The following is a 19,137-nucleotide window of genomic DNA, read 5'->3' as shown; positions in this document are numbered from 1 at the left end:
TCGCTCGCCACGAGATTGACATATGGTTAAGATACTCCTTCGGGACTGGGTAGATTAGGGACTTAGAACCATGGCTAGAACAGCGAAATGGGTTAAGCGAGCCACTCTAACGGTCAGCGCATTGACCTTGATTGGTCTGGTTGCTTGTGACCGCCAGGATGAGAGATTGAACCGCATTGGCGAGCTTGGCGATGCCGTCCTCGGTCAGCTCGGCGGAGAAGACGTCACCAATAGTGATCGACAAAAATATGCATCCGTCTCAGTTGATGCTCGGGCCTTTGCGGGCACGATCCTTGAGCGCACGGTTGCGGTTTCTGAGGATGAAGCTGCGCCGCGCTTTGTCATCGGATCGATTGTTGCCAAACCTGCCGCGCTTCCGGCTTCCATTGAAATGTCTGCGGTCTTGGCCGAGCCCGAAATGGCGATGGAGGTCGTGGTTGATGAGCAATCAGAAGCCAAGATTATCGTTCCCGACCAGAAAACCTTAAACGAAGCGGTATTAGACCCCGGCGTGATCCGGCGAATTGAGTTGCCGGCCTCAAAACGTCGATCGATCACCGTCGTTGATCCAGAAGACCGCGTCAGGCAAGCGCCTGTGGTCATGGATGATCGTCCGGCCCTACCACGCGCGCCTTTGAATGATACGATTTATCAAAAGCGTGCAGAGCGACAGATTGAAGAAGATCCAGATAATCCGCCGCTCGCCAGAACCCGGTCATTGGCAATCCAGCTGCCGGCAACGCCAGAAGAGCGTATGGCGCAGCTGCCCAAACTCGATCCAAAAGTTGCGCAGCGCGCGTTGATCCTGCCGAATGCGGCTTTGCAGCGCCAATTGGTGGCTGAGGAGCGCATGATCCAAACCGCCACCAAGTTTAATGTCGCGGCGAGCATTCAGCGCTCACGGTCTGGCCAGATGGTGATTGAAATTGGCTCAGATGCATTGAACCCCACCAATTTTACCGAAGCCGTTCTCCAGCAAGGCCGGATCGCGCTTGAGCGTGGGGTTGAGTGCGATGAAGTGGCTGCGACCGGTGAGAACGCCAATCCTTTGGTTTCGATGGAATGCGTGATCCAAGACCTCAAAGCCTCCGGCGAGTTCGAATATGTCGAGAAAGACTGGTTCTATGAGCACCAGATGATCCGCCACCCGGGCCAAAGCGAAGGTCCGACTCTGATCACGCCAAATGATCCGCTTTTCGGTCTGCAATGGCATTATAAGTCGCAAGGCACGGGCGATGGTCAAGCTGCGGGCGGCGCCGGGTTTGTCGATTTCTGGACCAACCAAGAGACCCAAGGATCGTCTGAAGTCGTGGTCGCAATCGTTGATACTGGATTGCAAATGAACCACCCGGATATTGTCAGCTCCGCCAATGTTGTTCAGGGCTGGGACATGGTCTCTGACATCGACGTTGCCAATGATGGCGACGGCCGGGACAGCAATGCAGACGATCCCGGCGATGTTTGCCCAGAGCGGAATGTGCTCACCAACACTTATCATGGCACGCATGTCGCGGGGATTGTTGGCGCCGGCTCGACGAATAATTCAGATGGCGTCGCGGGCGGCGCGTGGAACGTTAAAATCGTTCCTGTTCGCGCACTCGGAAAGTGCGGCGGCAAGCTCTCAGACATTAACGATGCGATCCGCTGGGCCGCTGGAACGATCCCTGAGTTCAATGAGCTTGGCGAGGAGGTTTGGAACGACAATCCCGCCGATATTATCAATCTCTCGCTCGGCCTGTTCAAATCCTGTCCGGCCTCGATGCAGGATGCGATTGATGCTGTGACTGAGCGCGGCGTGATTGTCGTGGCCGCGGCTGGGAATAAAGGCGTGCCAACTGAGTTATTTGCGCCGGCTGGCTGCAATAATGTTGTGACCGTCGCAGGTGGCGATGCTCGTGGTCATCTCGCGCCTTATTCGAACTATGGCCCCTCAGTGGATGTTTTGGCGCCGGGCGGCGACCTGACCCGGGATGATGACGGGGACGGCAATCCGGATGGTGTGCTCTCTACGAAAACCGCTGAAAATTGCGAAGACCCGCTGACCGGAGCGCCCGTTGCAACCTGCTATTATGCCTATGAGCAGGGCACCAGCATGGCGACCCCGCATGTCGCTGCGGCACTGGCTTTGATTAAGTCCAAACGTCCCGACCTAGACCCGAGCGGCGTTGTCTCGACTTTGATGTCCGGCATTAGCCCGATCCCCGAGAACCAGTGCACAGGCCTGTGCGTGAGATTCCCAGGCGCGATCCCAACCGTTGAAGATGAGGATATGTGCGTGTTGCCATGTGGCGCGGGATTATTGAATTTGGCGGAAATAGACTTGTCGGAGTGATGGGCGCTTAGGGCAGCGAAATAAGGGGAGAGGCAATGGCGAAACAGGAGGCGGCACCGCATTATGGCGGTCAGATTGGAATGATGGCGCTAGCAAGCATGCTCGTATTGACTGGCTGTGTCGCGTTCGCAGATCAAAGCGGCAGCACCGGCTTTTTAGCTGGCTGGTCAAAGGGCGGCGGATCGACGGATGCGATCGTGCTCGCGCAATCCAGCCCCAATCCGGCGCCGGCAGCGACTTTCATCGTTCGGTTCAAAAACGAACCAGCTTTGGACTCCATCTGTCGCAATTTCCGTCGCGACGAAGCGGGCACCCGTGCGGCCTATAAAGCTTGGGCCAATGCACATGATCAATTGGACGGACTGTTTTTGGTTCGAGCGAGCTATTCAGGGGAACTGATCCTCGGCTTGCCGAAAAACGATCCGGCTGGACGGAGCGCTCGTGACGTTGTTGCGGCGCTAGAGACCATTGATAGTCTCGCTTATGCCGAAATCGACAGCATCGCGACCACGAGTGAAGAGGGATAATCCATGCGTGCCTATTTAATCTCTGCCGTTACTGCGCTCGCGCTCACCGCCTGTGACCAGGTCATTGAAGTCGAACCCGTGGAACCCGAAACGCCGCCGCCGGTCGAAACCGCTGAGGCGCCATCGCCAGGGGTGGAAGCGCCCACGCTGCCTGCACACAACGCCGCTGAAACCAAAACGGCGACCATCGATTGGGCCGCCGCGCGACAAGATTATGCAGCCCGCGACATTGATGATGATGTGCTTGCGCAAGTCGCGAGTGGAAGCTCGATTGCGGTGCCCGTGCTGCTGCCTGATGCGCCGTTTGGAGTCGCCGCAGCTGGGTCAGATGACGGCTTACAATTTCGCCCGCTCGCCGACGGCTATTTCGCGGTCATGAAGGGCGAAACGTATGACATGGTGATCAATGGCACAGACAAATTGGTTGCTCTGCCGGATGGTGAAGGCGCCGTCACCGATAGCGAACTGGCGTTTGAAGAAACGATGACGGGCGCCCAGGTCTCGTTCAGCCGTTACGGCGCGTCTTATCTGGTCGAGTTTATGTGCCATGACCCTGCCACGGCGATGAAGGGGTCTTGTATTAGTGAGGATGATGCGCTCGCAGAAGTCGAAGCGCTCCTGATTTCAGGAACACAGTGATGAAGAAATCTCTTGGATTAATTGCGGTTTCCGCGCTGGCTCTTGCCGCTTGCGATGCCGTGCGCGTGCCGGGCGATGGCAGAGAAGCGCCGCCACCACCCCAAACGTTCCCGGATGATGCGCCGGGCCCGCCACCCCCCGTCGTGCCCGTAACCGATCCTTGGAATGAGGGCGATATACCGCCCCAAGATCCAGAACCGATTGATGAAACCCCGGCCGAAGAAGACCCTACAGATCCGCCTAAAATTCCCGCCGACCCCGAAGTGCCGGGCGACGGCGACCCTGTTGACCCAGGCCAAGGCGACGATACTCCGCCAGAGCCAGAGCCAGAGCCAGAGCCAGAGCCAGAGCCAGAGCCAGAGCCAGAGCCAGAGCCAGAGCCAGAGCCAGAGCCAGAGCCACCAGTCTCCCCTCCGCCCCCGCCACCCGCGACGGTGAAGTTCGAATATTATGCGCCGGGCGATTTGATCCCTGGCACCGGTTTCGGCCGAGGCGATGACACGGTCTATGCGCCAAATATGCTTTTCCCGATCAAGTCGGCACCAACCTTCCCGCAATCCATGGTCTATCGTTTAGGCGGCGCGGTTGGGGGTGACCAATGCGATCCAGCAAATTATCAAACCGCGTGGCGGGATAATTTCTGTGAGCAGCGGAGCAGAAATCGCAACACGCCGCTATGCCCAACCAATCAAGTCCATCAGGGCCAAGACATTCGTGTCGGAAGCGCGGCCGACTGCAATGCTCTGCGCGCGCAATCGCCGCGCGATCGCGGCCTGCACGAAGTGATCGCCGTTGAAGATGGAATTATCCAACATATCGGGACCTACTCGGTGAAGCTGAAGGGTTCCGAGACGGGTATCATTTACTCTTACCTGCACCTGAATATGCGGCGCTTGCGCGTTTCCGCGATGGATAATGTCAAAGCGGGGGACACGCTTGGCTTTGTTTCGAATGATTTTGGCGGCACGCCGACCACGTTCCACCTCCATTTTGAGATGAAGGCGCCGATCGAAGGCGAAGGGATCGTCCATGTTCCGCCTTACATGTCTCTGGTCGCTGCTTATGAGCGGCGGGAGCAAGGTATTGGGAAAGAAATCGAAGATGATCTGGTTGCAGTTGCTAGCGCGCCGGTGATTGTCGACCCGTCAAAGCTCATCGAATAGGCGGAATCTGCAATTTTATCCACAGATTCCCGTATAATATCAGGGCACGGACTTAGTCTTGCCAAAGTTTAAACCGTTAATGACTTGTAAACGGCGTATTATTTGCGACTAGTGATTTTAACGCCACAGTTCACGAGTTAAAAAACGATGCCAGCTGCTGAAAAGCTCCCCGTAGAATATGTTGATGCAAACACCAATGACGGGAAGCCAGTTGTCACGCTAATCGGCGCGGATATGTCCGAAGCCTACCTCGACGATGCCGAACCCAGCCCAACCATGGAAGCCTTATCCCGGTTTTGGAAGCGTCTCGTCGGCATGTTCAAACTCGGCTTGGTTCTGCTTTTGGTCGGCGGCTATCCGGCAATGACTTTGCTTAGCCATAAAGTTGATTCTAGCGCCATCGTGCTTTCGTCGGCAACGCCTTGGTACTCAAATGATGCCGGCACCGCGACGACCCTGCTCGGGCGCGAATTGAAAGTCACCGGCTGGGCGAATGATCGCTCTTGGTGGCACCCGCAAGCACGTCTGACCGCGCTTCCTGCCTGGCAAGATGGTGTAACCGGCGCTTTGTCTGATTTCACGCTGCTCGCATCTGAGCACGCAGCCCTGGAGCCAGGTGCTCCGGATACGGATCTACTTGCCGCAGCGCGTCTTCTGGTGCCTTCGCAAGAAGCCGAAGCGACCCCGCGCCTGAACGCGGCAGCGGAAGCGTTACAAAGCTATGAGGGGCGTCTCTCGCGCGGCCTTGCAGCGCAGCCCAAGGGGCTGGGGGTGCTGTTGGACGAGCTCGCGCTTTATAAGCGCTGGGCTACAGACTCCGAAACACGGCTCCGTTCCAGCGTCGATCGCGCCGAGGCGTGGCCAGCCTCACAAGCCGATATCGAAGCGATTTATATGAGCCGGGCCTACGCCCAGGTCGCCTCGCAATTGATGATGTCATCGCTGATCCAAGAGCCGGACCTGGTTTACACTCGGTCTGCTGCCGAAGCCCGGGATCGCGCGATTTTCGCTTGGCGCCGCGCCGCGACGTTCAACCCGCTAATTGTTTCCAGCCAAGCGGGCACGGGGAGTTTTCTATCCGATCACCCCGCTGCGATGATGTTCTATCTGAGTGAAGTCAACACAGCGACGACCCAATTCATCGACGCTCTGCAGGCGCAGGCCGATGAAACCATGGCGGTTGCAGAGGCGACGGCGGCCGAATAGGTCGCAGCCTTCTCTCTCTTGAAATATCGAGGCGCTGGGCTCACTTACGAGCTAAGTTACTCCTGTCAGAGAGAGGCCACGGCACAATGTTTATTCAAACAGAACCCACGCCCAATCCAGATACGCTGAAATTCTTGCCGGGTCAGCCGGTCACGGGCGCGACCGGGCCATATGATTTTGCTTCTATCGATGAGGCGGGCACCAGTCCGCTGGCACAGGCGCTGTTCCAGGTTCAAGACGTTGTGCGCGTCTTCCTCGGCAGTGATTTCATCTCCCTGAGCAAATCTCCAGAGGCCGATTGGAAACATGTTCGGCCGATGGCGCTCGCGGCAATCATGGATCATTTTGTGGCCGGGCTGCCCGTGATGGCAACGGGCGGAGCTGATATGGCTGCGCCTCAAGAAGGGGCGTCGGTTGACGATTATGAAGGCGATGCGGCAGAGATTGTTGGCGAGATTATTGAACTGATCGAGACCCGCGTCCGGCCAGCCGTGGCCCAAGATGGCGGCGATATCGTCTTTCACGGCTTTGACGAGGAATCGGGCATTGTACATCTCGCCATGCGCGGCGCGTGCGCCGGTTGTCCGTCCTCCACAATGACCTTGAAACAAGGCATCGAGAACATGCTCAAAGCCTATGTTCCGGAAGTCACGGCGGTCGAAGCGGCGCTTTAATCTCATGGCGAAAACCTTGACTTCCATGCGGCCGATGCGGCACGCGGCGGGATGAGTTCGAGCCTGTTTCCGATTGCATTGTGCCTATTGTCTGCGGTCACTGTCGCAGCGACCAATCTATTCGTGAAACGCGGCGGCGACGTTCTCTCGACAAGGATGATTGTTTCGATCGCGATGGCGCTGAGCGCGCTTCCGTTCGTAGCATTCGTGCCTTTGCCGACCCCGGCAGTTTGGGGCGCGCTCGCTATTTCTGTCGTGGTCCATTGGTTCTATCAGTTTGCGATGATCCGCGCTTTGCATCGCGGTGACCTCTCCTTGGTCTTCCCTGTGATGCGCGGTTTGGCGCCGCTGCTGACAGCGATCACTGCAACGGTGGCGCTCAATGAAACACCGGGATTGCTCGGATGGCTTGGTCTGGTGATCGCAACTGGCGCGCTCATCGTCTTTGCCACGCCAGAAGAAAAAGGCGGCAAACATCCGCCGATCAAACAGGCGGCTCTGTTTTGGGCGATGGTGACTGCACTCGGGATCGCGTTCTATTCGGTTGCGGATGCCAATGGCACGCGTATCGCGGCCGATGCCAGCACGGTCTTCACATTTGTCGTGTGGCTCTTTCTCCTCGACTGGATTGGCATCACGACAGCGATGTTCTGGGTCCGGAAAGGCAAAGTCTGGGCGGATATCGCGCCGCAAATTCGCGACGGTGTGATCGGCGGTTTGCTCGGGTCGGTGTCTTACGGTGCAGCGCTTTGGGCGTTTACCATGACTGAAGCCGCAAACGTTACGGCCATCCGCGAAACATCGGTGGTGTTTGGCGCGATATTTGGTGCGGTCTTCCTGAAAGAGGCGTTCGGCCCGCGGCGCATTCTCGCGGCGGGCGGCCTGGCATTTGGCCTGATGCTGTTAGAATTCGCGCCTTAACCCTGTCTTGGCATAGACAATGCTAAGGCAATTGCATGAAGCTTCTTCGTCATCTAGCCGGATATCTTCCCGTCAATATCGCCAGCGGCATAGCCGCGTTTGGCGGCGTTTATGTCTATACGCGGCTGCTCGGCCCGGAAGATTATGGGCGCTACGCCTTGATGTTCTCGGTAATGACCCTGGTGCACATGCTATCACTAACCTCAGCGGAAGCGGCAACGTTTCGATTTGCTGGCGAGGCCAAAGCTAAGCAAAGTCTACCCGACCATTTCCGCACCACGTTGTCGCTGACCTTCCGGTCTTTGATCGTGGCGGCGGTTTTGATCGGCGGATTGGCCATCGCGCTCGGTAATTTGCCGGAATATCTAAAAATCCTGCCCTGGATTGCGCTACTCATCCCGGTCAACTCGATGATCCAGATGGCGCTTGAAAGTCATCGCGCGAGTGAAAATGTCGGGCGCTACGCTTTGATCGCGACCTCCAAGACGCTGGGCGGGTTTATTTTCGGTGCATTAATTGCCTGGCAAACCGGGTTTGGCGCCGCGTCGCCCTTCATCGGCGCGCTTTTGGCTGGCTCAATTTGGCTGGTGACGGAAACGCGATGGCTGTTCGGACAAGCCAAGACTGGCAAAACGGATGCCGGACGGCGCAGGGCATATCTGATGTTTGGCGCCCCGATCGCGGCGGCTTTGGTGCTGGATTTGATCTTATCGGCTGCGGACCGGTTCTTGATTGCGCTCTTCCTAGGGGAGGCCGCTGTCGGCGAATATGCAGCCGGATACGGCGTCGCGGATAAGAGCGTCTTGCTGATTTGTGCCTGGGCCGCAATGGCCGCGTCTCCATTGGTCATGGCTGCTTATGAGCGCGGTGGTCCCCAAGCCGCCGCAGACGAATCCCGGGGCCTTATTCGCACATTGCTCTTGATCGGCGTCCCAGCGTCAACGGGCCTCGCCTTGGTTGCAACACCGCTCTCTGAAGCCTTGATCGGTGAAGCGGTGCGCGACGGCGCGCGTGAGATCATTCCGTGGATCGCTTTTGCTGGGCTGCTCAATGGTTTGATCATCCACTATTATTCTGAAGTGTTTAATCTGGCGCACCGAACCGGAGAGCTGGCCATGCTGATGTTGATTCCGGCTGGCGCCAATATTGCGCTAAACCTCATCCTGATTCCGCAGCTTGGACTGTTTGGCGCGGTGCTCGCGACCTTGCTCAGCTATGGCCTTGGTCTTGGCATTCTGGCCGTGGTTGGTCGCCGCTTGGTGCCGCTGCCAATGCCGCTCAGTGACCTTGTCAAAATCGGCATCGCCGCGCTCGCCATGTGTCCGGTGATTTGGAGCCTGCCATCATGGGGCAGCTGGCCAGAGCTATTTCTGAAAGTCGCGCTGGGCGGACTAACGTACGGCGTGGTGGCCTTTGCGCTTGACGCTGGCGGCGCACGCGGGTTTGTGAGCGAGAGAGTCACATCCAAAGGACGCGCGTCAGCGTAAACCGCCCTATGAGCGAACAAAAAAACGATCTCGGCACCGCAGCCGATAAAGCCAATCAAATTTGGGCCGATCTGGTGCCTGTTATTGGCTTTATTGGCGTCTACAATGTGATGCGAAACATCAATATTAATGACACCTGGGCGAGCCCAGATACCGCGCTTTACTGGGCGACAGGTGTGTTGATCATCGCCACGCTGTGGGCGGTCTCGAACTATCTTCGCAAAGGCGAAGATGTGCCGCTTTTCCTGATCTTTACAGCGACCATTGTGGGCGGATTTGGCCTGCTTGGCATCATCCTCCAGGAAAAATCATTCCTATTCATCAAGCCGACTATCCAGCAATTATTCCTCGCAAGCGTGATCCTGGGCAGCATTGCTCTGGGGCATAACATTTGGAAAGTGATGTTCGACAAAGTGTTCGATCTACCAGATTTTGCTTGGCGTACGTTGGCGATACGCTGGGCGTTATTCTTCATCGCGATGGCGTGCTGGAACGAGTTTCTGTGGCGGTATTATGCACCCGGTTTTGAAGAGCCTTTGCGCATTCTAGGCGCCACGATTGCACCGGCCGGGAGCTATGAGTTTCTAGGACTCACTTTCGGTTCACGAGACGCGGAAGATGTTTGGGCGAACTGGAAGCTCGGCAATATGGTTATCACCTTCATCTTCGGCGCTGCGAACGTGCCTTACACGCTCAAACATCTCAGAGAACCTGCTGAGGCCTAACGCGTCAGCGCGTCCGTTCCGGGTGGATTCGCAAAGGGCGCAAACGTCTCTTGGTGACGGGTTTCGGCATAGTGGGTGAGTGCCCAAACCACGGTTGGAAAGGCGAGTTCTGACCAGGGAATATCTTTCCACTCGACCAGTTTTACCTCTTCGCTCTCCGGACCAACGCCATAGTCGCCGAGCAGTTTGGCCCGAAACATCACTTGCACTTGGCCAATCCGCGGGACTGAATAGACCGCCAGCAGGCTATCGATTTCGATCTGTGCGAGCGCCTCTTCTTGGGCTTCGCGCTGCGCGGCCTCTTCGACGCTCTCACCCAATTCCATAAATCCGGCGGGCAGCGTCCAGAAGCCTTTACGCGGTTCAATTGCGCGTTTGCAAAGCAGGATTTTGTCGTCTTTTAGAACCACCGCGCCCGCGACGATTTTTGGGTTCTGATAGTCAATAAACTCACAGCGCTGACAGACGCTGCGCTCTTTATCGTCGCCCTCTGGAATCTCCAGAGCGAAGTCAGGACTGGGTTTGACTGTCATTTTTCTGTCAGCCTCTCGCTTTATGGGAGAATTCAATTGATCTGCACACGGTATTTTTGCTTTGTAGATCTATTCAGGGCTGAATCAGGAACTAAGGCGGCGGTGATGAGCAAGCAAGAGACGAATACGGAATTTACGCTGTCGCGCTCCGTGACACACCTTTTGCATCGCGCCCAGCAGGCTGCGGTAAACGAGTCCGCCAACGGATTGGCCGAGAAAGGCCTGACCATTCGCCAGTTTGCCGTCCTCGCGGCGCTGAATGATGAGGACGGACAAAGCCAGGCGAGCCTAGTCGACGTCACCGGCATAGACCGGTCGACCCTCGCCGACATGGTGTCGCGGATGGAAAAGACCGGCCTGGTCAAGCGGGTGAAGTCAAAAGAAGACGCTCGGGCCAAGGCAGTCTCTCTGACCGAGGCGGGCAAGACGGCGTTTCAAGGCGCGGCGCCTGAAGTCATGGAAGCCGATGAAATCCTGACTGAAGAGCTCCGCAAATCGCGCCGCGAAAGCCTGCTCCTCTCGCTTGCCATAATCTCTGGCGATTATGAGGAAGAGGAAGAAGAGCCGCGCAAGTCGAAGAAGAAAAAGAAGAAGAAAAAGAAGAAAAAGAAATAGGCGCTAAGCCTGATCTTCTTCTTGCTGCAGCCGGTCGAGCCGCGCTTTGGACCCGTGAACGCGCAAAAAACTATAGCCGATCATGAGGACCGGGATCACAATTCCTAAAATCGTAATCGACCAAACATAGATCCCGTCATCCGCAAAATCTGGCATCGCTCACGCCCCTTCCAATTTTTGGGCGAGCAGACGGTCGCCTTGTTGGGCATAGACCTCTGCCCGCATCAGCATCATGATCATCGCTGCGGCGAGTAGGGTGTGACCGCCAAAACCCCAAAGGAGCTGCTGCAAATAAACGGGGTTCATCCCGCTGCCTGCTTCGCGCGGTTCTGGGCTGCCAATGCTGATCACGCTGGAGGGTTGGTGGATGGTGGTGGTCTGCCACATATCGACTGAGACTTTGATGATCGGCACATTGACCATCCCGACCATGGCCAAGATGGCCGCGGCCCGCGCTGCTTTTTGGCGGGTTTCGAGTGCGGCTCGGAGCGCCATATAGCCGAGGAATAAAAAGAATAAGACGAGCACGGACATGAGCCGGCTGTCGCCAAGTATGAGATTGTGCCAGCCCGCGCCCCAGCCTTTCTGGCCCCAAATCGATCCCGTGATGAAACAGAGCGCGGTATAGCCAGCACCGATCGGTGCAATCGCGCGCGCAGCGACATCGGCGAGTTCGTGGCGCCAAATGTACCAAACAAAACTCGCGCCTGCGAGCGCCGCATAGAGCCCCATGCAGAGCCAGGCCGAGGGGACATGGGTGAACATGGCGCGCATCAGATCGCCGCCCTGTCGCTCATCGGGCGGCACCACGAGAAGGCCATTGTACAGGCTCCAGCCAATCATTACCGCGCCCAGTACAAAACAGATCGGCACGGCCAGGCGCGAGAACCGCATAAAACGGAGCGGATTGGCGAGATAAGACAGCATGCTGGACAAATAGCCTTCCTCTACTCTGCCGCCAACCGCAAAGCGGCGCCCATCGCAGCAGGTGCGACACCAAGCGCAAACAAGGTGCACGCGGCGAGGAAGAGGAAGCTCGGACTATCGAGCCCAGACTCGACCATCTGCACCCCGAAGATCAATGCCGGGACATAGAGCGGCAATGCGATCAGGGCGATTAAGAGGCCTGCGCGTGACACACTTGCTGATAGAGCCGCTGCGACGCCGCCCCATAGGAAAAACACCAAGCCGCCCATCGCATAGCCGAACATAGCAGGGATCATTTTTTCAGTCGGCACGCCGAGCATGAACCCGATCAGCGGCGTAAGCAGTACCAGCGGAAACCCAGAGACAAGCCAATGGCTGACTGTCTTGATCGCGGCGACCAAGGAAATCGACCCTGTGTCCTGCAGCCACAAATCTAAAGCGCCATCTTGTAAATCGGCTTGGAACACGCGCTCGAGGGTCACCATCGAGGACAGGGCTAACGCTAGCCAAAGAATGCCAGGACCGACATGGCTGAGAAGTTCGGCCTCCGACCCGAGGGTGAAGGGTACCATTGTGGCTGTGCCGGCAAAGAAGCCGAGCGGCAAAAGCAAGCCCGCGCCAGATGCCCAGGCTTCTGATAGCGAGGAGCGGAAGGCTGAGAGGAGGGGAGCTGCGTTCACAATCTCACCTCCTTCCGTCAGGTCCTGCGCAGGCAGGACCCCATGGCATTTGATTTAGCATTGGATGCGTTGGCGTGATCGGTCCGTGGACACCTGCCTTCGCAGGTGTCGGCGGGGGAAGGGAGGTGCAAGTCGTCACAGCACCACCTCCCCATTCGCTTCAATCGGGGACGCGCCATGCAGTGCCGCAATCACGGCGCCACCGTGCGCGCGATGATCTTCAATTCGGCGCGCCAACAGTTTTTGTCCTTCTGTATCAAGCGCATTGAACGGCTCATCCAAGAGCCACAATTTACGGTCTTCGAGCGCGAGCCGGGCCAGGGCCGTCCGTCGCTTTTGCCCAGCTGAAAGCATACGGCAGGGTACATTGGCGGGCCGGGCCATGCCGATCTCCTCCAAGACCAGATCGACAGCCACGTTGCTGCCCCAAACGCGCGCCCAATGTTGCAAATGGCTGCGGGGTGTTTCGTGTGCTTTCAGGCCATTGGTGTGACCGATCCAATGATGCAATCCGTTGCGCTCAATCGATCCTGATTGCGGTTCGGATAGGCCCGCAAGTTGGCGCAGAAGCGTTGTTTTCCCTGACCCATTCGCTCCGCGCAACAGGATCAGCTCGCCCGCGCTGGCGCTCACTGAAATGTCCCGAAACAGCACACGTTCCCCGCGGACAGCGCCCAGGCCCTCGCCTCGTAGAAGCGGCGTTTTACTCACAGGCACTTGTCTCCGTGAGCAAGCGCGTCGTCTTAAGGTCAAACGCGAATTGCCTTGGTGCGAGTGCCACCCTATTTGATGGACAAGACACCAAACGCGCCAATCTCACGCGTGCACTCACACTAAATAGAGAGGTTCGATTGCCCATGCCTTCCCTCGACAGCTTCAAGGCTCGTAAGACACTGACCGTAAACGGTAAGGATTACACTTACTACTCCCTCAATGCCGCAGCCGAGAACGGGCTGGGAGACATTTCCAAACTGCCCGCGTCGCTGAAAGTCTTGCTCGAGAACATGTTGCGCAATGAGGACGGCACGACCGTCACCAAGGACGACATTATCGCGTTCAAATCTTGGCTCGACAATCGCGGCAGGGCGACCCATGAAATTGCTTACCGGCCCGCCCGCGTCCTGATGCAGGATTTTACCGGGGTTCCCGCGGTCGTCGATCTCGCAGCCATGCGCGATGCGGCAGAGAAGCTCGGCTCAAGCGCCGATGCCATCAACCCGCAAGTGCCGGTCGATTTGGTGATTGATCACTCTGTCATGGTCGATAGTTTCGCCGGCCCGCAAAGCTTTCAGCGCAATGTCGAGATTGAATATGAGCGCAACCAAGAGCGCTATGAATTCCTGCGCTGGGGCGCATCTGCGTTTGAGAATTTCCGCGTTGTGCCGCCCGGCACCGGCATCTGCCACCAAGTGAATCTAGAATATCTCGGCCAAACCGTGTGGACCAAAGAGGTGGATGGCGAGACGATTGCTTACCCAGATACCTGCGTCGGCACAGACTCGCACACAACGATGATCAACGCTTTGTCCGTCCTCGGCTGGGGCGTCGGTGGGATTGAGGCGGAAGCGGCCATGCTCGGCCAGCCGGTCTCGATGCTGATCCCAGAAGTGATCGGGTTCAAATTGACCGGGAAACTACCAGAGGGTGCCACCGCCACGGACTTGGTCCTAACCGTCACCAAGATGATGCGTGATTATGGCGTGGTTGCAAAGTTCACGGAATTCTTCGGTCCCGGCCTCGCCAATCTCACGCTCGAAGATGAAGCCACCTTAGCGAACATGTCGCCAGAGTTTGGATCGACCTGCGCCTTCTTCCCGGTGGACGATGATACTATCACCTATTTGACCAATACCGGCCGAGATGCCGACCGGATCGCGCTCGTGGAGGCGTATGCCAAAGCTCAAGGCTATTGGCGCCCCGACATGGACGACCCGGTCTTTACCGATACGATCGAGCTTGATCTCTCCACCGTGGTGCCGAGCATTTCCGGGCCGAAGCGTCCGCAAGACCAAGTGTTGCTCTCAGAAGCCGACAGCAAGTTTGCTGAGGCAATGGCCAAAGAATTCGGCACCGCCGCCGATGATGCCACCGCCATTCAAGTCAAAGGCGAAGACTTTACCGTCACCCATGGCGATGTGTTCATTGCCGCAATCACGTCCTGTACAAATACGTCCAACCCTAGCGTTCTCATCGCAGCCGGGCTCGTCGCGCGGAAAGCGGCGGCGCTTGGGCTTAGTCGCAAGCCTTGGGTGAAGACCTCTTTCGCGCCGGGTTCGCAAGTGGTGACCGATTATCTTGCGAAAGCCGACCTGACCAAAGATCTGGATGCGCTTGGGTTCAACCTCGTGGGCTATGGTTGCACGACCTGTATCGGCAATTCCGGGCCATTGCAGCCTGAGATCGCGGCAGCCATTGCCGAAGGCGACTTAGTGTCGTGCTCAGTGCTTTCAGGCAACCGAAACTTCGAAGGCCGCATCGGCCCGGACATTAAGGCCAATTACCTCGCCTCGCCGCCACTGGTTGTTGCTTATGCGATTGCCGGATCACTCAAGATCAACATCACCACAGACCCGCTCGGCCAAGATCAGAATGGCGATGATGTCTATTTGAAAGACCTCTGGCCGAGCTCGCATGAAATTGCGGAGATCATGGCCGAATGCGTCACGCCGCAAATGTTCTCTGAGCGCTATTCAGACGTGTTCAAAGGTGATGAGCAATGGCGCGATATCGAAGTGTCTGGCGGTAAGACATATGGCTGGCCATTGGGCTCCACTTATGTGCAGAACCCGCCTTATTTTGAGGGTATGACCGGCGATGTCGAAGCACCGGCAGACATTCACAAAGCCCGCGTCTTGGCCTTGTTTGGCGACTCGATCACAACCGACCACATCTCTCCGGCCGGATCGATCAAAGCCTCCAGCCCGGCGGGTGAGTATTTGCAGAGCAATCAAGTCAATGTGCTTGATTTCAACTCCTACGGGTCGCGGCGGGGCAATCACGAAGTGATGATGCGCGGCACGTTCGCGAATATTCGCATCAAGAACCAAATGGTGCCGGGCGTCGAAGGCGGCGTAACGGTTCATCACCCGAGTGGCGACCAGATGCCGATCTATGATGCCGCGATGCGCTATATGGAAAAGAATGTCCCGCTCGTGGTCTTCGCAGGCACGCTCTATGGCAATGGCTCGTCCCGCGACTGGGCGGCGAAGGGCACGATCCTGCTCGGCGTCCGCGCCGTGATTGCGGGCTCGTTTGAACGGATCCACCGCTCCAACTTGATCGGTATGGGCGTGTTGCCGCTTGAACTCGACAATGGCGTGACCTGGCAATCTCTAGGCTTGAAGGGCGATGAAGAGATCACGATTGAGGGTGTTAATTCCATCCAACCGCGTCAGAAAGTCGAGGTACAAATCACACGAGCCGATGGCTCGAAAGTGACCGCAACCACGACGGTTCGCATCGATACAGACAATGAACTCGACTACTATCGCAATGGCGGGATCTTGCATTATGTGCTGCGCAATCTAGCGCATGAGGCGGCATAACGCAGTCTTCACGGGCAAGTGAGTTTTAAGTCTAGGAAGAAACGGCTATGACGACGCCATGATACGTTTCTTTGCTTTGCTTGCGCTGATGGCGCCTGCTTTTGGAACGGCTGCGGCAGATGCCGAGCGGCCGGTCCTGATTGAGCTATTTGCCAATCAGAACTGCCCGGCTTGCCCAAAAGCGCATCGCACGATGAAACAGATTCAAGCCGAACGAGATGATGTGTTCATCCTGACCTGGACGGTCAATTATTGGGATTATCTTGGCGATCCTGATCCAATGGCAATGCCTGTCTCAAAAGATCGGCAGATGGCCTATACTGACCGCCTCAGCCTGCGCGCGCCTTATACGCCGCAATCGTTCTATGACGGTGCAAAAGAATGCCCAGGCACCAAAAAGCGCCAAGTTCGCAAGCAGATCGAGAAACGCCTAGACTTGCGCTCAGAGCAAACGCCAACGCTCGCTTGGGATGGGGAAGCGGTGCGGGTTAGCGGTGAAAGTGACAAGACGCTGGAAGTCTCAGTCGTGGAATATCTCAGTGGAGAGGCCAACCATACGACCATGGTCAATCCAGTGACCAAACAAGACTCCCTCGGATTCTGGTCCGGCGAAGACGCCACGTTCGATCTCAGCTGCGCGTCCACGTGCGCTGTCTTGCTGCAAGAACAAGACACAGGCGAAGTGATCGCCGTGAAAGCGCTGAATTAAAGCAGTAAAGCTCGTGAATTAGTGTTTGCGTGAGAGCGCGTCGAGTTGCTCTTGCATCGCTGCCATTTGGACGCGCAGCAAATCCATGGGATCATCCATGCGCGGCGCGTCTTTATCACCTCGCTTGGCCTTCTTTGTCGCCATGCCCGGCGTGAACATGCGCATCGCATTTTCGAACATTTCCATATTCGCGCGCGCTTGCTTTTCGAACATCGTGAACGGATTAGAGCTGCCCATGGCAGACTTCCAACGCTCTTGGCTTTCGGCAAAGCTGTTCATGCTCATTTCAAGCCAGGCTGGCAGCAGGCTTTGCGATCCCGCGCCATAAAAGCCGATCAGCTTGCGCAAGAAATTCACTGGCAGAGCACCTTCGCCTTTGTTCTCTTTTTCAAAGATGATTTGGGTCAGCACTTGTCGCGTTAAGTCTTCGCCAGACTTGGCATCGACGACTTCAAAATCCACTTCTTTGCGGACCAGATCAGACAGGTGATCCAATGTCACATAGGATGAGGTTGAGGTGTCATAGAGCCGCCGGTTCGCGTACTTTTTGATAATGACGGTATCGCTCGCACCGTTTGATTTCGCCATTTCACACCCTTTCATAGCACGTATGCTAATGTTTTGCTCGTTTCTGCGCCGCGTTCTGCTAAACTCGCGAGACCGACGAAAGTCCGATTGCAGCATCTAGCAGGAAGGTGCTTACATCGAATTGAGCACACGCAGCAAATTTTATGCTGCGCAGCATAACGGGAGGAACTGGCATGTCTAGAACGGCACTGGTGACGGGCGGAACGCGCGGAATTGGCTTGGCGATTTGCGCAGGGCTGAAACAGGCAGGATATGCCGTGGCTGCCAATTATAGCGGCAATGACGCGGCCGCTAAGGCCTGTGAAGAGGCAATTGGGGTCAAGGGCTATAAGTTCGACGTCGCCGATTATGATGCCGTTGGCGCCGGCCTTTCAGACATCGAAAATGACCTCGGCCCGATCGATATTTTGGTCAACAATGCGGGCATCACCTGGGATGCGCCGTTTCACAAGATGAGCCTGGAACAATGGCAAAAGGTCATCTCGGTGGATCTCGACTCAGCCTTCAATGTCACAAGACACGTCTGGGAGGGCATGCGCGAGCGCAGATTTGGGAGGGTGATCAATATCTCCTCGATCAATGGCCAGAAAGGCCAGTTTGGGCAGGTTAATTATTCGGCCGCGAAAGCGGGCCTGATCGGGTTCACAAAAGCCCTCGCCCAAGAAGGCGCAAAAAAAGGCATCACCGTGAATTGCGTTTGCCCTGGCTATATCGACACAGAAATGGTCCGTGCGGTGCCTGAAAAAGTGCTCGACAGCATCATCTCAACCATCCCTGTCGGGCGCCTCGGCAAGGCTGAGGAGATTGCCTCAATGTGCGCCTATCTTGCCAGCGACGAGGCGGCGTTCATCACCGGCGCCACGATGACAGTGAATGGTGCGCAAGATATATCCAACTAGTTGGATGCCTCGAGGCTGAGATGGAACGGATGGCTCAGATCAAGCTCGCCGCCTGAAACCCGACCTCGGATGAAAACCTCCGTACCGTCTGCAAGCCCGCACGCTGTGCCAGCATCCTTGCGAACAGCGAGTAAAAGCGTCGCGCCCTCAAGCCCGCGCAGACAGGCGGGCGGATAACGGGTGTCCGCAGGCACCGGCGCAGTTGCGCCCAAAACCCCGCGGACAAAAAAGAACCCGTTTGCATCCGGCGTGATTTGGTCGGCGCTCCACACTGCATAATCAGACCGCGCCCAAAGTCCGCGTCGCTCTGACCTCGCCGCCGCTTCATGGTCGAGAAGCTCACGCCCCCGCGCCGCCGTACTGGGATAGAGCCTCACCCAGGCTGCGCCCGCCTCAATCATCTCTCTGTTCAGCCACAATTTTGGCCCCGCACCATCAATCGTCACGACGTGTGCTAGGGCGCGATCGTAGCGGTCGCGGGTCAGCCCAGGATAGTAAAGCTGCACCCGCCGGCCGAGCGCCATATCTTCCAATCGCCGCGCACTCTCGCCCGCATGTGGCGCGGGAACACCGCTCTCAGGATACATGGCCGGAGCTTCAATCGAGACCAGCCGTACGCTTTGGCCCGTGTCGAGCACCAAAGCGTCGCCATCAATAATCCGCGTCACCCGCCCGGTTTCCCCCGGCTGCATATTTGGAAGCGGCGAAGACGGCGCGCAGGCTGGAAGCAGCAACAGACCGAAAAAAATCAAAGCGCGGACCATCCACCCTCTTCAATCTGTCCCCACCAAAGCGTAGAGATGACCATACGGTCCCGTAGCTCAGCAGGATAGAGCAACAGATTCCTAACTGCCCGCAAGCCTCCGTCATGCACCATCATTTGACGTCTGGGGCGCTTACAACGCTTTAATATCAGCGCACTGTTCCGTCACTGGCCATCATGCGTCGTCGACGAACCTCGCCGCCG

Annotated in this window: 20 protein-coding genes; 13 read left to right on the top strand and 7 right to left on the bottom strand. The window is 57.0% G+C overall.

The window, feature by feature from the left end:
- The first annotated feature begins 70 nt into the window (after positions 1-70).
- The 9 genes from MY069_RS08045 to MY069_RS08005 all read left to right on the top strand — a co-directional run bounded on the left by MY069_RS08045 (position 71) and on the right by MY069_RS08005 (position 9,674).
- Positions 71-2,332, top strand: coding sequence for a S8 family peptidase (locus MY069_RS08045; RefSeq protein ID WP_482796558.1), 2,262 nt, complete (start codon positions 71-73; stop codon positions 2,330-2,332).
- A 35-nt stretch (positions 2,333-2,367) separates the two neighbouring features.
- Positions 2,368-2,859 (top strand): hypothetical protein, encoded by a 492-nt coding sequence (locus tag MY069_RS08040; RefSeq protein ID WP_482796557.1) that lies wholly within the window; start codon positions 2,368-2,370, stop codon positions 2,857-2,859.
- A 3-nt stretch (positions 2,860-2,862) separates the two neighbouring features.
- The gene (locus tag MY069_RS08035) at positions 2,863-3,498 is read left to right on the top strand and encodes a hypothetical protein (RefSeq protein WP_482796556.1); all 636 of its coding nucleotides are present in this window, start codon (positions 2,863-2,865) and stop codon (positions 3,496-3,498) included.
- Positions 3,498-4,661, top strand: a complete 1,164-nt coding sequence (locus MY069_RS08030) for a M23 family metallopeptidase (protein WP_482796555.1) — start codon at positions 3,498-3,500, stop codon at positions 4,659-4,661. Before MY069_RS08035 ends, MY069_RS08030 begins: the two co-directional genes overlap by 1 nt.
- Before the next feature lie 147 nt (positions 4,662-4,808).
- Entirely contained in the window at positions 4,809-5,867 is a 1,059-nt protein-coding gene (locus MY069_RS08025; protein ID WP_482796554.1) for a hypothetical protein, read from the top strand.
- A gap of 86 nt (positions 5,868-5,953) precedes the next feature.
- Complete coding sequence (locus tag MY069_RS08020) at positions 5,954-6,541, top strand: NifU family protein (RefSeq protein WP_482796553.1); 588 nt, start codon at positions 5,954-5,956, stop codon at positions 6,539-6,541.
- Between the two features lie 51 nt (positions 6,542-6,592).
- Positions 6,593-7,462, top strand: coding sequence for an EamA family transporter (locus MY069_RS08015; protein ID WP_482796552.1), 870 nt, complete (start codon positions 6,593-6,595; stop codon positions 7,460-7,462).
- A 35-nt stretch (positions 7,463-7,497) separates the two neighbouring features.
- A complete protein-coding gene (locus tag MY069_RS08010) occupies positions 7,498-8,949 on the top strand; it encodes a lipopolysaccharide biosynthesis protein (protein ID WP_482796551.1) in 1,452 nt (483 codons plus the stop codon).
- 8 nt (positions 8,950-8,957) lie between these two features.
- Complete coding sequence (locus MY069_RS08005; protein WP_482796550.1) at positions 8,958-9,674, top strand: inner membrane-spanning protein YciB; 717 nt, start codon at positions 8,958-8,960, stop codon at positions 9,672-9,674.
- Here MY069_RS08005 and MY069_RS08000 read toward each other — a convergent pair.
- Positions 9,671-10,207, bottom strand: a complete 537-nt coding sequence (locus MY069_RS08000; protein WP_482796549.1) for an NUDIX hydrolase — start codon at positions 10,205-10,207, stop codon at positions 9,671-9,673. The two genes, MY069_RS08005 and MY069_RS08000, sit on opposite strands and share 4 nt — an antisense overlap.
- A 105-nt stretch (positions 10,208-10,312) precedes the next feature.
- Here MY069_RS08000 and MY069_RS07995 point away from each other — a divergent pair, with 105 nt between their 5' ends.
- The gene (locus MY069_RS07995) at positions 10,313-10,822 is read left to right on the top strand and encodes a MarR family winged helix-turn-helix transcriptional regulator (RefSeq protein WP_482796548.1); all 510 of its coding nucleotides are present in this window, start codon (positions 10,313-10,315) and stop codon (positions 10,820-10,822) included.
- Positions 10,823-10,825: 3 nt separating this feature from the next.
- Here MY069_RS07995 and MY069_RS07990 read toward each other — a convergent pair whose 3' ends face one another.
- The 4 genes from MY069_RS07990 to ccmA form a co-directional block, all read right to left on the bottom strand.
- Positions 10,826-10,978, bottom strand: coding sequence for a hypothetical protein (locus MY069_RS07990; protein WP_482796547.1), 153 nt, complete (start codon positions 10,976-10,978; stop codon positions 10,826-10,828).
- Between the two features lie 3 nt (positions 10,979-10,981).
- A complete protein-coding gene (ccsA, locus tag MY069_RS07985; RefSeq protein WP_482796546.1) occupies positions 10,982-11,749 on the bottom strand; it encodes a cytochrome c biogenesis protein CcsA in 768 nt (255 codons plus the stop codon).
- Between the two features lie 20 nt (positions 11,750-11,769).
- Entirely contained in the window at positions 11,770-12,429 is a 660-nt protein-coding gene (locus tag MY069_RS07980; protein WP_482796545.1) for a heme exporter protein CcmB, read from the bottom strand.
- Positions 12,430-12,564: 135 nt separating this feature from the next.
- The gene (gene ccmA, locus MY069_RS07975; RefSeq protein WP_482796544.1) at positions 12,565-13,140 is read right to left on the bottom strand and encodes a heme ABC exporter ATP-binding protein CcmA; all 576 of its coding nucleotides are present in this window, start codon (positions 13,138-13,140) and stop codon (positions 12,565-12,567) included.
- A gap of 146 nt (positions 13,141-13,286) precedes the next feature.
- On the opposite strand from ccmA, the gene acnA reads away from it, so the two are divergent.
- Positions 13,287-15,974 (top strand): aconitate hydratase AcnA, encoded by a 2,688-nt coding sequence (gene acnA / locus MY069_RS07970; RefSeq protein ID WP_482796543.1) that lies wholly within the window; start codon positions 13,287-13,289, stop codon positions 15,972-15,974.
- 58 nt (positions 15,975-16,032) lie between these two features.
- Positions 16,033-16,683 (top strand): DUF1223 domain-containing protein, encoded by a 651-nt coding sequence (locus MY069_RS07965; protein WP_482796542.1) that lies wholly within the window; start codon positions 16,033-16,035, stop codon positions 16,681-16,683.
- 18 nt (positions 16,684-16,701) lie between these two features.
- Here MY069_RS07965 and phaR read toward each other — a convergent pair whose 3' ends face one another.
- Complete coding sequence (phaR, locus tag MY069_RS07960) at positions 16,702-17,271, bottom strand: polyhydroxyalkanoate synthesis repressor PhaR (protein WP_482796541.1); 570 nt, start codon at positions 17,269-17,271, stop codon at positions 16,702-16,704.
- 173 nt (positions 17,272-17,444) lie between these two features.
- Between phaR and phbB the strand changes: the two genes are divergently transcribed.
- On the top strand, positions 17,445-18,170 hold the full coding sequence (gene phbB, locus MY069_RS07955; RefSeq protein ID WP_482796540.1) for an acetoacetyl-CoA reductase: 726 nt from the start codon (positions 17,445-17,447) through the stop codon (positions 18,168-18,170).
- On the opposite strand, the gene MY069_RS07950 is transcribed toward phbB, so the two are convergent.
- On the bottom strand, positions 18,167-18,934 hold the full coding sequence (locus MY069_RS07950; RefSeq protein ID WP_482796539.1) for a thermonuclease family protein: 768 nt from the start codon (positions 18,932-18,934) through the stop codon (positions 18,167-18,169). The genes phbB and MY069_RS07950 overlap by 4 nt on opposite strands.
- Positions 18,935-19,137 lie beyond the last annotated feature (203 nt).

The sequence above is a fragment of the Hyphomonas sp. ske169 genome, from assembly GCF_056850855.1.
The sequence above is the reverse complement of the archived record's forward strand: the minus strand, read 5'-3'. Positions and strand labels throughout refer to the sequence as shown.